This window comes from Streptomyces sp. NPDC085946 (genome assembly GCF_044540485.1).
In the GTDB taxonomy this organism is placed as follows: Bacteria; Actinomycetota; Actinomycetes; order Streptomycetales; family Streptomycetaceae; genus Streptomyces.
Map to the genome: position 1 here is coordinate 251,432 of NZ_JBITSF010000003.1, position 14,263 is coordinate 265,694.

At 75.4% G+C, this 14,263-nt stretch carries 14 protein-coding genes; 3 read left to right on the forward strand and 11 right to left on the reverse strand.

Translation table 11 applies throughout. The annotated features are described in order from the left end of the window. Positions 1-74: 74 nt before the first annotated feature. The 5 genes from ACIF8T_RS09065 to infC all read right to left on the reverse strand — a co-directional run bounded on the left by ACIF8T_RS09065 (position 75) and on the right by infC (position 3,770). Positions 75-1,211 carry an ATP-binding protein gene (locus tag ACIF8T_RS09065; protein WP_400032752.1) on the reverse strand — a complete coding sequence of 379 codons (1,137 nt, stop codon included), beginning with the start codon at positions 1,209-1,211 and terminating at the stop codon, positions 75-77. A gap of 56 nt (positions 1,212-1,267) precedes the next feature. After that, a complete protein-coding gene (locus ACIF8T_RS09070) occupies positions 1,268-2,128 on the reverse strand; it encodes a TrmH family RNA methyltransferase (RefSeq protein WP_400032753.1) in 861 nt (286 codons plus the stop codon). Between the two features lie 158 nt (positions 2,129-2,286). Beyond that, the gene (gene rplT / locus ACIF8T_RS09075) at positions 2,287-2,670 is read right to left on the reverse strand and encodes a 50S ribosomal protein L20 (RefSeq protein ID WP_365828504.1); all 384 of its coding nucleotides are present in this window, start codon (positions 2,668-2,670) and stop codon (positions 2,287-2,289) included. A gap of 118 nt (positions 2,671-2,788) precedes the next feature. Next, positions 2,789-2,983: a 50S ribosomal protein L35 gene (gene rpmI, locus ACIF8T_RS09080; RefSeq protein WP_003977225.1), complete on the reverse strand. Its 195-nt coding sequence runs from the start codon at positions 2,981-2,983 to the stop codon at positions 2,789-2,791. Between the two features lie 112 nt (positions 2,984-3,095). Beyond that, positions 3,096-3,770 carry a translation initiation factor IF-3 gene (gene infC / locus ACIF8T_RS09085; protein ID WP_400032754.1) on the reverse strand — a complete coding sequence of 225 codons (675 nt, stop codon included), beginning with the start codon at positions 3,768-3,770 and terminating at the stop codon, positions 3,096-3,098. Positions 3,771-4,143: 373 nt separating this feature from the next. Between infC and ACIF8T_RS09090 the strand changes: the two genes are divergently transcribed. After that, positions 4,144-4,521 carry a DUF1844 domain-containing protein gene (locus ACIF8T_RS09090; RefSeq protein ID WP_400032755.1) on the forward strand — a complete coding sequence of 126 codons (378 nt, stop codon included), beginning with the start codon at positions 4,144-4,146 and terminating at the stop codon, positions 4,519-4,521. A gap of 1 nt (position 4,522) precedes the next feature. Here ACIF8T_RS09090 and ACIF8T_RS09095 read toward each other — a convergent pair whose 3' ends face one another. Next, positions 4,523-5,254 (reverse strand): SseB family protein, encoded by a 732-nt coding sequence (locus tag ACIF8T_RS09095; RefSeq protein WP_400032756.1) that lies wholly within the window; start codon positions 5,252-5,254, stop codon positions 4,523-4,525. A 151-nt stretch (positions 5,255-5,405) separates the two neighbouring features. On the opposite strand from ACIF8T_RS09095, the gene ACIF8T_RS09100 reads away from it, so the two are divergent. Then, positions 5,406-6,374 carry a serine hydrolase gene (locus tag ACIF8T_RS09100; protein ID WP_400032758.1) on the forward strand — a complete coding sequence of 323 codons (969 nt, stop codon included), beginning with the start codon at positions 5,406-5,408 and terminating at the stop codon, positions 6,372-6,374. A gap of 296 nt (positions 6,375-6,670) precedes the next feature. On the opposite strand, the gene mycP is transcribed toward ACIF8T_RS09100, so the two are convergent. Further along, positions 6,671-7,807 (reverse strand): type VII secretion-associated serine protease mycosin, encoded by a 1,137-nt coding sequence (mycP, locus tag ACIF8T_RS09105; protein ID WP_400033102.1) that lies wholly within the window; start codon positions 7,805-7,807, stop codon positions 6,671-6,673. Between the two features lie 89 nt (positions 7,808-7,896). Beyond that, positions 7,897-8,709 carry a hypothetical protein gene (locus ACIF8T_RS09110; protein ID WP_400032760.1) on the reverse strand — a complete coding sequence of 271 codons (813 nt, stop codon included), beginning with the start codon at positions 8,707-8,709 and terminating at the stop codon, positions 7,897-7,899. Between the two features lie 1,188 nt (positions 8,710-9,897). On the opposite strand from ACIF8T_RS09110, the gene ACIF8T_RS09115 reads away from it, so the two are divergent. Continuing rightward, a complete protein-coding gene (locus ACIF8T_RS09115; protein WP_400032762.1) occupies positions 9,898-11,100 on the forward strand; it encodes an amino acid deaminase/aldolase in 1,203 nt (400 codons plus the stop codon). Positions 11,101-11,139: 39 nt separating this feature from the next. Here the strand turns inward: ACIF8T_RS09115 and ACIF8T_RS09120 are convergent, their stop codons facing one another. Genes ACIF8T_RS09120 through ACIF8T_RS09130 form a run of 3 tightly spaced genes read right to left on the reverse strand, consistent with a single transcriptional unit; the run spans position 11,140 to position 14,257 of the window. Then, positions 11,140-12,039: a DUF2510 domain-containing protein gene (locus ACIF8T_RS09120; protein WP_400033104.1), complete on the reverse strand. Its 900-nt coding sequence runs from the start codon at positions 12,037-12,039 to the stop codon at positions 11,140-11,142. A 47-nt stretch (positions 12,040-12,086) separates the two neighbouring features. Further along, entirely contained in the window at positions 12,087-12,869 is a 783-nt protein-coding gene (locus tag ACIF8T_RS09125; RefSeq protein WP_400032764.1) for a 3-oxoacyl-ACP reductase, read from the reverse strand. Then, positions 12,866-14,257 (reverse strand): aldehyde dehydrogenase family protein, encoded by a 1,392-nt coding sequence (locus tag ACIF8T_RS09130; protein ID WP_400032766.1) that lies wholly within the window; start codon positions 14,255-14,257, stop codon positions 12,866-12,868. Before ACIF8T_RS09130 ends, ACIF8T_RS09125 begins: the two co-directional genes overlap by 4 nt. Positions 14,258-14,263 lie beyond the last annotated feature (6 nt).

The following is a 14,263-nucleotide window of genomic DNA, read 5'->3' on the forward strand; positions in this document are numbered from 1 at the left end:
ACGGTTTTCGGGACACAAAGGTGCCAAAGGCCGAGTCTAACGGGGTGCTGGTGGGCGAATGCGCCCGTGGTGCCTCAGGCGAGATACGCCGGGGCCGCCACGGGCAGCGTAAATCGGAACTCGGCGCCGCCGCCGGGGGCGCGGCCGACCGTGATGGTGCCGCCGTGGGCCTCCACGATGCCCTTGACGATGTAGAGCCCGAGGCCCGTGCCGCCGCGCTTGCTGCCCCGCCAGAAGCGGGTGAAGACGCGGTTCATGGACTCCTCCGGGATGCCGGGCCCCTCGTCGCTCACCGTGACCGACGTGCCGGCGTCCTCTCCCTCGCGGGGCGACGCCGTGGCCGTGATGTCGATGGTGACGGTTCCCTCGCCGTGCCGCACGGCATTTTCGATCAGGTTGCTGAGCACCTGGTCGATCTTGTCGGGGTCGGCCCACAGCATGGGCAGCGGCTGTTCGAGGCGCAGCAGGAACCGGTCGGCGGGCTGGCCGGCCGCGACGTAGGCCTGGATGTGGCGCCCGACGGCCGCCCCGATGTCCACGGGCTGGCGGCGCACCTCCAGCCGCCCGGAGTCGATGCGGGAGATGTCCAGCAGCTCGGCGATGAGGCGGGTGACCCGGTCGGCGTCGGCGTCGACGGTCTCCAGCATGAGCCGCTTCTGGTCGTCGGTGAACCGCTCCCACTTGGCGAGCAGGGTCGCGGTGAAGCCCTTGACGGAGGTCAGCGGGGAGCGCAGCTCGTGGGCGACGGTGGCGATGAGCTCGGCGTGGCTGCGCTCGGTGCGGCGCCGGGCCTCGGTGTCGCGCAGGGTGACGACGACGCGGCGGACGGGGCCGGTGGGCTCGGTGCGGACGTACCGCGCCGAGACGAGCACCTCCCGTCCGCCGGGGAGCAGCAGATTGCGTTCGGGCTGGCGGACCCGGATGGCGAGTCCGCCGTAGGGGTCGGTCAGCTGCCACCAGCGCCGGCCCTCCAGGTCCTCTAACGGCAGGGCCTTCTCCAGCGGCTGTCCGAGGGCCTCGGCGGCGGGGAGGGCGGTGATGCGCTCGGCGGCCGCGTTGAAGCAGACGACGTGCCCGTGCTCGTCGGCGACGACGAGGCCGTCGGGCAGCTCGTCGGGACCGACGCCGAGGCCGGCGAGGTCACCGGGCCGGGACGCGGGCGCCCGCCGCACGTCCTGTGCTCCCGGTGCCCTGCTCGTGCCGACGCTCATCCCCGTACCCCACCTCTCGTACTGGCGCAGTGGGTGTCCCCGAGCTGGTCACCCTACTAGGCATCGGTGACGGAACGGCACCCCGCGTCGGCGCGCTGCGCGCGGGCCGACGCGTAGAGACATACGGCCGCGGCGGTGGCGAGGTTCAGGCTCTCGGCCTTTCCGTGGATGGGGACGCGGACCACGGCGTCGGTGAGCGCGCGGGTCTCCTCCGGCAGGCCCCAGGCCTCGTTGCCGAACACCCAGGCGGTCGGTCCGCCCATGGTGCCCTTGTCCAGCTCGTCGTCGAGGTCGCGGTCGCCGGCCCCGTCGGCGGCCAGCACCCGCACCCCGGTCTCCCGCAGCCCGGCCACGGCCCGCTCGACGGGCACGCCGACGGCGACGGGCAGGTGGAACAGGGAACCGACGGAGGCGCGCACGGCCTTGGGGTTGTACAGGTCGACGGAGGCGTCGGTGAGGACGACGGCCTCGGCGCCGGCGGCGTCGGCGCAGCGCAGCACGGTCCCCGCGTTGCCGGGGTCGCGGACGTGGGCGAGGACGGCGACGAGCCGGGGCCGGGCGGCGAGGATCTCCTCGAAGGGCGTGTCGAGGAAGCGGCAGACCCCGACCAGTCCCTGCGGGGTGACGGTGGTGGAGACGTCCTCGATGACCTGCTCGGCGGCGAGGTGCACCCGGGCGCCGGCGTCCCGGGCCTCGCCGACGATGTCGGCGTACCGGTCGGCGGCCTCCGGCGTGACGAAGAGCTCGACGAGCGTGGGCGTGCCCCCGGCACGGTGCCCGGCGGCCTCCCGCACGGCCTGCGGGCCCTCGGCGAGGAACAGCCGCTCCTTCCCCCGGAAGTTCCGCCTGGCCAGCCGGCGCGCGGCGGAGACGCGCGGGGAACGCGGGGAGATCAGTTCGGGGGCAACCGGGGACATGCACTTCACCTTCAGCTACTTTTCCGCCGCAACGGCGAACGACCACGACGGCGGGCAACGGCGGTGCCGGACCCGTCCGCACCACTCAAGGCAACGGACCCGCGGGCTGAGAAGCCCGCGGGTCCGTCCAGTCACGTCGGCCTACGGCCTGCGCGGCGTCACGCGGCCTTGGGCGCGTTCACGTCCGCCGGCAGCGCCTTCTGGGCGACCTCGACCAGGGCGGCGAAGGCACCCGGGTCGTTGACGGCCAGCTCGGCCAGGATCTTGCGGTCGACCTCGACGTTCGCGGCCTTCAGACCCTGGATGAAGCGGTTGTAGGTGATGCCGTTGGCGCGGGCAGCGGCGTTGATGCGCTGGATCCACAGCTGGCGGAAGTCACCCTTGCGCTTCTTGCGGTCGTTGTAGTTGTAGACCAGCGAGTGGGTGACCTGCTCCTTGGCCTTGCGGTACAGGCGCGAACGCTGACCGCGGTAGCCGGAGGCCTGCTCGAGGATCGCCCGGCGCTTCTTGTGGGCGTTGACTGCCCGCTTGACGCGTGCCACTTGTTAACTCCTTGTAGCGGGGCCGTGGTGGTCTTCACACGGCCCGAAATCGATTGGGTCCCGGTCCTGACGTGCGTGCGGCGCTCGGTGCGCGGGGGGCGCTACGGGCGCCGGGGCGTCACTTGCCGAGAAGCTTCTTGATCTTCGCGGCGTCGCCCGGGGCCATCTCGGCGTTGCCGGTGAGGCGACGCGTCACGCGGGACGACTTGTGCTCGAGCAGGTGGCGCTTGCCGGCGCGCTCGCGGAGCACCTTGCCGGAGCCGGTGATCTTGAAGCGCTTGCTGGCACCGCTGTGCGACTTGTTCTTCGGCATAGCGCCGTTCTCTCCTCGTCGGTGGCGCTCCGGTGCCCGGTCGCGAGAACCGGGCACGGTGGAGCGTCGCTCTTGTTTCGGTTAACTGCCTGGGACCCGGGGGTCCCCGGGATCACGCCTCGGCAGGTTCCTCGGCGGACTCCTCGGCGGTCGCCTCGGCGTCGGCGGGGTTCTGCGAGCGGCCGGGGTTGGCCTTCGCCTCGGCCTTGCGGGCCTCCTGCGCCTGGCGAGCCTCGGCCATCGCCTCGGTCTTCTTCTTGTGCGGACCGAGAACCATGATCATGTTGCGGCCGTCCTGCTTCGGGTTCGACTCGACGAAACCGAGGTCCTGGACGTCCTCCGCGAGGCGCTGCAGCAGCCGGTAGCCCAGCTCGGGCCGGGACTGCTCGCGACCACGGAACATGATCGTGATCTTGACCTTGTCGCCCTGCTTGAGGAACCGGACGACGTGACCCTTCTTGGTGTCATAGTCGTGCGGGTCGATCTTCGGCCGGAGCTTCATCTCCTTGATGACCGTGTGCGCCTGGTTCTTGCGCGCCTCACGGGCCTTCATGGCCGACTCGTACTTGAACTTCCCGTAGTCCATGAGCTTGCACACGGGCGGACGGGCGTTCGCCGCGACCTCGACCAGGTCCAGGTCGTACTCCTGCGCAAGCTCCAGTGCCTTGGCCAGCGGGACGATGCCCACCTGCTCGCCACTGGGACCGACAAGTCGCACCTCGGGAACGCGAATCCGGTCGTTGATGCGGGGCTCGGCGCTGATGGATCCTCCTCGGTAGCACCACACGGCGGTCTGGCGGACAGCCGCGTAACGTCTGTGTTCGTTAGACCTAACCGCGCCGAAGCAGCAAAAATGCCCCGGACGATCACAGGCGGGGCTCCTCGAACTGCTACCGGAGCACCGCCGCGGTGACCGCGGGGCGCGATTTCGGGCGGCTCACCGTCGCTGACGGCGCCGCCTGACCGGTGACCCGCCGCCCGTGAGGGCGGTCAGGTGGGAGTTCGAAAGCCTCCACTTGTGGGCCGGGCCGCGTGCCGCGTGGCATACGTGTCCGACCGGTCGTTACACAAGGTTAGCAGCTCTCCCGAGCCGGTGCGAACCGGTGTGCACCGGCCTCCCGCGGACGAGCCCGCCCGCCGCTCGCCCTATGGTGTGGGACATGAGTGAGACCTCCCCTTCGGGCAGCCCCGAGAACTCCGGCGACCCCGACTTCGACGCCATGGCCCGCGACATCGCCGAGGTCCCGGCGGTCGAGGTGATCGTGACGGTCGCCGTCAACCTGATGAGCGCCGCCGCCGTGAAGCTCGGCCTGACCGAGGAGGGCGACCAGCACAAGGACCTCGACGAGGCCCGCAAGCTGGTGCACGCGCTGGCCGGTCTGCTGGACGCGTCCACGACCGAGATCAGCTCGTTCCACGCGGCGCCGCTGCGCGACGGCCTGAAGTCGCTGCAGCTGGCGTTCCGCGAGGCCTCGCTCGTCCCGGACGAGCCGGGCCAGGGCCCGGGCGAGAAGTACACGGGCCCGGTCTACGGCTGACTCACGCGCGGACGTACAGGGGCTCGCCGGGCGGCGTGGTCCCGGCCGGCAGCAGCGCCAGGTCGAGGCCGCGCACCAGGCGGGCCCGCAGCGTCTCGTCGGCGGCGAGGCGCCCGGCGACGGCGCGGGCGGCCTCGGCCGGGGGCGCGGCGGGGTCGAGGACGAGGGCCAGGGTGCCGTCGGCCCGCCCCGGACCCAGGTGGGCGCGGAGCACGGCGGGCTCGGCGGCGACCGCCGCGCGGACGGCCTCGACCACGGCCGGATCGGCGAGCGGGTCGGTCGTCGTACGGCCCTCGGCCAGCGCGAGCAGCGCGGGCCGGTTCAGCTCGAAGGGCACCGGACCGGCCAGGTCCAGCACGATGGTGTCCGCCTTCTCGTGCGCGGCGGCCTGCAGCGCCTGGTGCAGCGGTACGGCGACGGGGCGGGCCGCCGGGTCCCAGCGGGCGAGCGAGTCGGTCGAGGTGAAGGCCGGCAGGGCCGTGCGGTGGCCCGCCTTCAGGGTCGGCACGGCCATGTCGCTGGTCTTCTCGCGGCGCAGCCCGTTCTCGTCCTCCTCCACCTCGCCGAGCACGGCCACGACGGGGACGAGCAGCCGGGCCCCCTTGAGCGCCTCCAGGACCGGGCCGACGGCGGTGCGGTCCTCGGCCCAGGCGGCGAGCGCCGCGCTCAGCCGGGGATCGGCCGAGCCGTCGTCGTCGGAGAAGCCGGGGTCGGGAATGTTCTTGTTCGCCACGGTCCCCGACCCTATCGGGGGGACGCCGCCGCGCTCGTGCGGGCCCGGCGACCCGGGCGTCACGCCGCTCACGGGTTTCTCAGACACCGTTGACGCGCCTTTCACGCGCGTCTGACGGTCCGCACAGCCGGCGCCTCCAGCATCGCTGGGCATGGAGTCCCCCAGAGGCCGCTCTGCCCGGGCCCGCCGAGGCCGTCGTGTCCCTCCCGCCCGCCGCCGTGCGCTCCTGTACGGCGTGCTGGCCGCGGTCGCCGTCGTGGGCGGCGCGGCCGCCGGGACGGTGTACGTGACGGCGGGGGCGCACTCCGCCGCGCCGGACGTGTCGTCGGCGGCGTCGGCCGCGGTGACGGGGCCGGCCGGGTCGAGCGGGGAGGCGGGGGTGGAACGGGTGGCCGGGTCCGGTGCGGACCGTGACGCGCTGCTCGCCGGGGCCATGGAGGCGGTGGCGGTGGCGGACGGCCAGGAGGTGTCGGTGGCCGTGCTCGACCCGGAGTCCGGCGCGACCGCCGTGTACGGCGACGGGACCTTCGACACGGCGAGCATCGTCAAGGTCGACATCCTGGCGGCGCTGCTGCTCCAGGCGCAGGACGCGGGCCGCGAACTCACCGCGGCGGAACGGGCGTACGCCGCCGCGATGATCCGGAACAGCGACAACGCCTCCGCGTCGGCCCTGTGGCGGGCCATCGGGCGGGCGGCGGGCCTGGACGCGGCGAACGAGCGGTTCGGTCTGACGCGGACCGAGGGGGGCGACGGGATGCTGTGGGGGCTGACCCGGACCACGGCCGCCGACCAACTGGAGCTGCTGAGGACCGTGTTCGGGACGGACTCGGAGCTGGACGCGGCCTCGCGGGCGTATCTCCAGGAGCTGATGGGACACGTCGCGGCGGACCAGGACTGGGGCGTGTCGGCGGCGGGGTCCGCGTTCGCCCTGAAGAACGGCTGGCTGCCGCGGAGCACCACCGGCCTGTGGGACGTCAACAGCATCGGGCGGGTGACGGCCGGCGGCCGCGCCTGCCTGGTGGCGGTCCTCTCGCACGGCAGCGCCACGAAGGCCGAGGGGATCGCCCTGGTCGAGGCGGCGGCGAAGGCGGCGGTGCCGGTGGTCGCCACGTCCGCGTAGGGGCGGTCCCGGCCGGCCCGCCCCACGTCCGTCGCCCGCGGGGCGGGCTGCGAGGACAAGGGCCCGGCGCGGGGTCTGCGGGACGGGGCGGACGGAGGCCGGTGCCTGCCGCGGGCGGGCCCAGGGGCTGTCCGACCCTTCCCGTCGTCGCCCGGAGGGCGGTCCCGCGGCGTCAGGTGCGTGCTCTCGGCGTGCCGGGCACAGAGCCTCGTACGGGACCGTACTCGGCTCTGCGCCCGGTGCGGCGAGAGTGCGCGCAGGGCGTCGCGAGACAGGCGGGGATGGTCGGACAGCCCCTAGCGGTCGTCGTGGCGGGCGCGGCGGCCGCGCCACAGGACCACCGCCGCGACCAGCAGGACGGCGCCGGCGCTGCCCGCGAGGGGGGCCGCCCAGCCGGCGGTGCCGTCGTCGGAGGCGGAGGTGTCCGGGCCGGGCCCGAAGTACCGTTCGCCGTACGCCGCCGGGCGCAGGCCCTCGGGTCTCAGCCGCTCCGCGGCCTCGATGGCGGCGGCCGGGTCGACGAAGCCGAAGCCTCGGGAGTCGTCGCGGCCGCCGGCCGGGGCGTCGCGGGCGGTGTCCTCCAGGAGCTTCTTGACCTGTGCCGGGGTCAGGTCCGGACGGGCCGCCTTGACCAGGGCGACGGCACCGGAGACGAAGGCGGCGGCGGCGCTGGTGCCCCAGCCCTCGTAGTACTTGCGGTCGGGGTCGGCGATGACGACGTCGACGCCGGGCGCGCTGACCGTGGCGTACCAGCGGCGGGTGGAGAAGGAGGCGCGGGTGCCGTAGCGGTCGACGGCCGCCGCGGCGATGACGCCCGGGTAGGCGGCCGGGTAGGAGATGTGGTCGCCCTTCTCGCCGCCGTTGCCCGCGGAGGCGACGACGGCCACGCCCTTCTTCAGGGCGTACTGGATGGCCTGGTCCTCGGTGGGTTCGGGGTGCGCGGAGGCCGAGTCGTCGCCGAGGGAGAGGTTGATGACGTCGGCGCCGTGGTCGGCGGCCCAGCGGATGCCCTCGGCGAGGGCGTTGCCGCGGGTGGTGCGGGCCTTGGCCCGGGACCGGTCGCCGTCCTCCAGGATCACGCGGACGGGCAGGATCTTCGCCTCGGGGGCGATGCCCATGACACCGTCGGCGTTGCCCGGGCCGTGTCCGTGGCCGGCGATGATGCCGGCCATGGCGGTGCCGTGGCGGGCCCAGGCGCGGTCGCCGCGCTTGGCTCCGAAGCGGACCAGGTCGGTGCCCGCGAGGACGTTCCCGGCGAGGTCGGGGTGGTCGGCGTCGACGCCGGTGTCCAGGACGGCGACGGTGACGCCCGCGCCCTTGGTGGTGCGCCAGGCCTGCTCGGTGCGCATGGCCTCCAGCGCCCACTGCTGGGCGCGGATGCCGTCGGCGTACGCGGTGGCCGGCGACACGAGGGCGAGGGTCGCGGCGAGCAGGACGCCGAGGGCGCCGCGGCGGCGGGCGGGACCGGTCCGCGTCCCGGCGCGTGCGGAGTCGGCGGGGCCGGCTGTCCCGGCGGCTGGTTTCACGACGGCTGCTCCGTGGCCGAGCGGACGTTCTTGCGCAGGGCCCGCTCGACGCGGTCGGCGAGGCCCTGGGCCTCGTGGCCGAGGCCCGCCTGGGCGGGGGCCGTGGTGGCGCCGGTGGCCATGGCGTCCTCGGCGGGCTGCGGCTCGTCGACCGTGCGGCCGTCGGCCCAGCCGGAGACGGCGTAGACGACGACCGGCGCGTCGGTGAGGACGGAGACGGTCCAGGAGGCGCGCTGCCCGGCGCCGAAGCGTGCGGCGGCGGTGTCCGGCGCGGCGTACGGCAGCGGCATCAGGTCGCCGCGGCGGTCCAGACGCTCCTTGTCGAAGCGGCTCGCCAACGAGGTCATGGCGGCGGCGTCGGCCTTGGTGAAGAGCAGGCCGACGGTGGTGACGTGGCTCTGGGTGGCGTCGGTGTAGGTGGCGCGCAGCAGGCGCCGGCAGCCGACCGGGGCGAGGGCCTTGCGCAGCAGGGGGTCGAAGGCCTCCTGGCAGCCGCTGTCCGGGGCCACGGCGATACGGGTCCAGGTGCGGTCGGCGCCGCCGGGGCCCGCGCCCTGTCCCGCCACGGTGGGCGGGAACAGCCGGTCGACCGGGACGCTGTGCCACAGGCCCCCGGCCGCGGCGAAGGTGCCGCGGCCCTCGGTCCCGCCGGGGTCCCCGACGAGCCAGCTCCCGGTGACGGCACCGCCGAGGAGCCCCAGTCCGAGGACGAGGCAGACGGCGGCCGCGACGGCCTGGGACCGTCCCCGCCGCCCGAGCGGACGCGGCCGCGCGTGCGCGTCGTACCCCTCGGGCTCCCCGAACGACACGACGGGCCGCCCCCCGCCCGGCGCCGGGGGCGCGCTCCAGGAGAAGGCGGGGTCGGGGACGGAGACCGGGGGCGGCTGTTCCCTCCGGGCGGCCGGGACGGCGGACCGGGGGAAGGCGTCACCGGCGCCGGCCGCGGGGCGTGCGCCGGTCGCGGGGCGTGCGCCGCTCCCGGGACCTGTGCCGGTGCCGAATCCTGCGCCGCTCCCGGGACCTGCGCCGGTCCCGGGCCCCGTGCCGGTGCCGAATCCTGCGCCGGCCCCAGGACCTGCACCGGTCCCGAGTCCTGTGCCGGTCCCGGGACCCGTACCGGTCCCGGGCCCCGCGGGGGACCCGGGCCCGCCGGGTGCCTCGGCAGGGCGGGCTCCCGCCGCGGAAGGCGGAGCCGCCGACGCGTGGGGGCCGGCGGACGCAGCAGGGGTGCCACCGGGCCCGGGGACCCGCTCGGCCGGGGTGCCGGCGGGGAAGGGCCGCAGGCGCGCGGCCGTCTCCGGGGCGGCCTCGGCGGGAGCGCCCGCGGGGCGCGGGCCGGGGAGCCGGTCCGGGCGCGGGGGCACGGCGCGCCCGGCCGTCGGCGGCGCGTCGGGGAACCGGGCGGAGGGCCGGGGCGGGGGCGGGCTCGCGGGCGCGGGACCCGCCGGGGCGGCGGTCCGCGGCGCGCCGGCGTCCGGTGGTGCGGGGCGGCCGGGCGTCGGAGGGCCGGATGCCGCGGGCGGTGCGCCGGCGGGACCGGGCCGCGCCGGTCCCGTGCGGGGCGGCCAGGTGCTCTGCGCGGACTCCGGCCGCTCGCCGGTCTGCTGTGCCGCCGGCGTCCGGCGGTCCGGTTCCCCGGCATCTTGGTGCGCGGTCCGCGGGGGGTGCGGCGGACGCGGCGGGGTGGCCGGGCGTGGAGGGACGGAGGCACGCCGCGCTTCCGTGCTCATGCACCCCCCGTTTCCTCGACCCGGGCTGTTCCTCCTGCGCGGGCGGGAGTTCTCCTGCCCGGGCCCGGTACGGAGTCGTCCCGGGCAGACATACCCGTACGGGCGGACCGTCATCCGGCGCGGAATCCCGGCCGGTGCCGTGCCACCGTACGTGCGCGTCACTCTACGGCGTGCCGCCGCCCGGACGGGAACCGGTCCACGCCCCCCGGGGCATCTGCCCGGAACGTCCCCCTACCCTGCGGTAATCGGGTCTGGCAGGCTGCGTCCATGACTGCGCGCGCCGCCGACCGGACCCGTTACGACCGGGCCACCGCCCACCTCGACGCCCCCCTGGCGATCGTGGACCTGGAGGCCTTCGACGCCAACGCGGACGACCTCGTGCGCCGGGCCGGCGGCAAGCCGGTGCGGGTCGCCAGCAAGTCCGTGCGCTGCCGGGCGCTGCTGGAGCGGGTCCTGGCGAGGGACGGTTTCGCGGGCGTCATGTCGTTCACGCTGGCCGAGTCGCTGTGGCTGGCCCGGTCCGGGTTCGACGACGTCCTGCTCGCGTACCCGTCCGCCGACCGCGCCGGGTACGCCGAACTCGCCGCGGACCCCAAGCTGGCCGCCGCGGTCACCGTCATGGTCGACGACCCGGCCCAGCTCGACCTGATCGACGCCGCGCGCGGCGACGGCGGCGAAGTCGTGCGCGTGTGCCTGGAGTTGGACACCTCGCTGCGGCTGCTCGGCGGCCGGGTGCGCGTCGGGGCCCGCCGCTCGCCGCTGCACTCGGCGGCCCAGGTCGCCGACCTGGCCCGCGCGGTGTCCCGGCGGCCCGGGTTCCGGGTGGTGGGGATCATGGCGTACGAGGGCCATGTCGCCGGGGTGGGCGACGCGGTCGCCGGGCGGCCGCTGCGGTCGCGGGCCGTGCGGCTGATGCAGGCCGCGGCGCGCCGGGAACTCGCCGAGCGGCGCGCCGCGGTGGTGCGCGCGGTGCGGGCCGTCGTCCCGGACCTGGAGTTCGTCAACGGCGGCGGCACGGGCAGTGTGCAGCACACCGCGGCGGAGGACGCGGTGACCGAGATCGCGGCCGGGTCCGGGCTGTACGTGCCGCGGCTGTTCGACAACTACACGTCGTTCCGGGGGCGTCCGGCCGCCCTGTTCGCCCAGCCCGTCGTACGGCGGCCGGGCGTGGGCGTGGTGACGGTCCTCGGCGGCGGCTACCCGGCGTCCGGGGCCGCGGGCCGCGACCGGCTGCCGGTGCCGTACCTGCCCGAGGGGCTGCGGTACGACCCGCAGGAGGGGGCGGGCGAGGTGCAGACGCCGCTGCTCGGCCCGCCCGCCGACGACCTGCTGATCGGGGACAAGGTGTGGTTCCGGCACGCCAAGGCGGGCGAGCTGTGCGAGCGGTTCGACGTGCTGCACCTGGTCGAGGGCGACGCGGTGACGGCGACCGTGCCGACGTACCGCGGCGAGGGCCGGACGTTCCTGTAGCCGCCGGACGGCCCGGGCCTCAGCCGGACGGTCCGGGCCTCAGTCGGAAGGGCCGATGCTGCTGCCCACGCCGCCGCCGGTGGCCGCGTCGCCGGCCGGGCGGATGCCCTCGGTGATGCGGTCCATGTCGGACAGCGGCGGCCCGTCCTCGCCCGCGTCGAAGACGTACCGCACCAGGACGGGCGCCCCGGTGCCCACGCTGGAGGGGAAGACCAGGGACTGCACGTAGCCGCCGGGCCCCTCGGCGGTCGTCACGCGCCAGCGCACGAAGTACCCGGCGCGGCCCGCCACCGCGACCGGCCCGGACTTCACGAGCCGGTGGGACTCGATGCCGCCGTACGGCCTGGCGCCGACGGCGTCGCGGTCGTACGCCTCGTCGGCCGCGTCGGAGATGTCCGCCTCGGCGAGGGCCTCGGGGGACGTCTCGTCGTTCTCGGTGACCGTGCGGGAGATGACCAGGCCGTGCCGGCACACGCCGCCGTCGGCGGGGCAGTCGTAGGTGCCGTCGGTGGTCATGACGACGTCGTCCTGGGCGACGTGCTGCGGCCGCACCCAGCCGTCGAGCAGCGGGAAGGTGACGCCGTTGAGCTGGTCCTCGACGACGGCCGGGTCGCCGGACGGCGCGGAGGCGGTGGGCGAGGGGGCCGGCGCCCCGCTCGCCGGCGCGGCGGGGCTCGTCGCGGCCTCCGGGCCGGTCCCCGCCGCCGCCCCGCCGTCCTCGCCGAGGAGGACGGCACCGGTGACGACGGCGGCGGCGAGGACGGCGCCGGCGGCGGTGAGGGCGACGGCCCTGGCGCGGCCGGCGCCGCCCGGGGCCGCGGGGACCGGTCCGCCGGGGGCACCGGGGGCGCGCCGGTGTTCGGTCCAGGCCGCGCCGTCCCACCAGCGTTCCAGGTGGGGGGCCGACGGATCGGGGTACCAGCCGGGCGGGGGCGTCATGCTCATCCCGGCACTGTAGGACGGGACCCGGCCCGGGTGGACGCGTCCTACAGCGGTGTGACGTACGCCCCGGCGATGCCGCCGTCGACCAGGAAGTCGGTGGCGTTGACGAAGGAGGAGTCGTCGCTGGCGAGGAAGGCGACGGCGGCGGCGATCTCCTCGGCCCGGGCGAACCGGCCGACCGGGATGTGCACCAGGCGGCGCGCGGCCCGCTCGGGGTCCTTGGCGAACAGCTCCCGCAGCAGCGGGGTGTCGACCGGGCCGGGGCACAGGGCGTTGACGCGGATGCCCTCCCGTGCGAACTGCACGCCCAGTTCCCGGGACAGGGCGAGGACGCCGCCCTTGGATGCGGTGTACGAGATCTGGCTGGTGGCCGCGCCCAGCCGTGCCACGAAGGACGCCGTGTTGATGATCGACCCCTTGCCCTGGCGCCGCATGTGGGGCAGGGCCGCCTTGCAGCACAGGTAGACGGAGGTGAGGTTGACCTCCTGGACGCGCTTCCAGGCCTCCAGGCCGGTCTCCAGGATGGAGTCGTCGTCGGGCGGGGAGATGCCGGCGTTGTTGAAGGCGATGTCGACGGAGCCGTAGGTGTCGTACGCGGTCCGGAACAGGTGCTCGACCTGGTCGGGATCGGTGACGTCGGTCCTGGTGAAGAGGCCGCCGGTCTCCTCGGCGGCGGCCTTGCCGCGCTCCTCGTCGATGTCGGCGCAGACCACGTGCGCGCCTTCGGAGGCGAGGCGCCGGGCACTGGCCAGGCCGATGCCGCTGCCGGCTCCGGTGACGACGGCGGTGCGGCCGGCCAGGCGGCGGCAGATGATCTCTTCGGTCACTGTGCGGGGCCCTCCGTGCTGATGAAGACGTTCTTGGTCTCGGTGAAGGCGGTCAGGGCGTCGGGGCCGAGTTCGCGGCCGATGCCGGACTGCTTGAAGCCGCCGAACGGGGTCCAGTAGCGGACGCTGGAGTGGGAGTTGACGGACAGGTTGCCGGCGCGGACGGCCTGGGAGACGCGCAGGGCGCGGCCGACGTCACGGGTCCAGATCGAGCCGGACAGGCCGTAGTCGGTGGCGTTGGCGAGGCGGACGGCGTCGGCCTCGTCGTCGAAGGGCAGGACGACGGCGACCGGGCCGAAGACCTCCTCGACGGCCACCCGCGCGCCCGGGTCGACCCCGGTGAGGACGGTGGGCGGGAACCAGAAGCCGGGGCCCTCGGGGGCCTTGCCGCGGATGCCGTCGGCGCCCTCGGGGACGTAGGAGCGGACGCGGTCCAGCTGGGCCCGGGAGATCAGCGGGCCCATGTCGGTGCGCTCGTCGGCCGGGTCGCCGACGACGACGGACTCGATCGCGGGGGCGAGCAGGTCCAGGAAGCGGTCGTGGACGGAGTGCTGGACGAGGATGCGGGTGCGGGCGCAGCAGTCCTGGCCGGAGTTGTCCAGGAAGGACATCGGGGCGGCGGCCGCGGCGGCTTCGAGGTCGGCGTCGGCGAAGACGATGTTGGGGCTCTTGCCGCCGAGTTCGAGGGTGACGCGCTTGAGCAGGGCCGAGCCCCTGGCCAGGACCTGCCGGCCCACGGCGGTCGACCCGGTGAACACGATCTTGGCGACGCCCGGGTGGTCGACCAGGGCGGCGCCCGCGACGGGTCCGTGGCCGGGCAGCACCTGGAACAGGCCCTCGGGGAGGCCGGCGTCCAGGGCGAGTCCGGCCAGCCGCAGGGCGGTGAGCGGGGTGGTCTCGGCGGGCTTGAGGAGGACCGCGTTGCCGGCCGCGAGCGCGGGGGCGGTGCCCCAGGCGGCGATCGGCAGGGGGAAGTTCCAGGGGGCGATCACGCCGACGACCCCGAGCGGTTCGGGGAAGGTGACGTCGATGCCGCCGGCGACCGGGATCTGCCGCCCGGTCAGCCGTTCCACTCCCCCGGCCGCGTAGTCCAGCAGGTCGCGGACGTTGCCCGCCTCCCAGCGGGCGTTGCCGAGGGTGTGGCCGGCCTCGCGGACCTCCAGCCGGGCCAGCTCCTCGGCGTGCTCGTCCACGGTGGCGGCGAAGCGGCGCAGCAGCCGGGCGCGGTCGCCGGGCGGGAGGGCGGCCCAGCGGGTCTGCGCGCGGGCGGCGCGCGCGACGGCCGCGTCGACGTCGGCCGCGGTGGCGGCGGGGACGGTGGCGACGACCTCCTCGGTGGCCGGGTTGAGGACCTGGAGCTCACGCTCGTGGGACTGCTCGTGCGACACGGAAGG

Coding starts and splice junctions, on each gene's coding strand:
- ACIF8T_RS09065 (WP_400032752.1), bottom strand. CDS start 1,211: ATGAGCGTCGGCACGAGCAGGGCACCGGGAGCACAGGACGTGCGGCGG.
- ACIF8T_RS09070 (WP_400032753.1), bottom strand. CDS start 2,128: ATGTCCCCGGTTGCCCCCGAACTGATCTCCCCGCGTTCCCCGCGCGTC.
- rpmI (WP_003977225.1), bottom strand. CDS start 2,983: ATGCCGAAGAACAAGTCGCACAGCGGTGCCAGCAAGCGCTTCAAGATC.
- ACIF8T_RS09090 (WP_400032755.1), top strand. CDS start 4,144: ATGAGTGAGACCTCCCCTTCGGGCAGCCCCGAGAACTCCGGCGACCCC.
- ACIF8T_RS09100 (WP_400032758.1), top strand. CDS start 5,406: ATGGAGTCCCCCAGAGGCCGCTCTGCCCGGGCCCGCCGAGGCCGTCGT.
- ACIF8T_RS09115 (WP_400032762.1), top strand. CDS start 9,898: ATGACTGCGCGCGCCGCCGACCGGACCCGTTACGACCGGGCCACCGCC.
- ACIF8T_RS09120 (WP_400033104.1), bottom strand. CDS start 12,039: ATGACGCCCCCGCCCGGCTGGTACCCCGATCCGTCGGCCCCCCACCTG.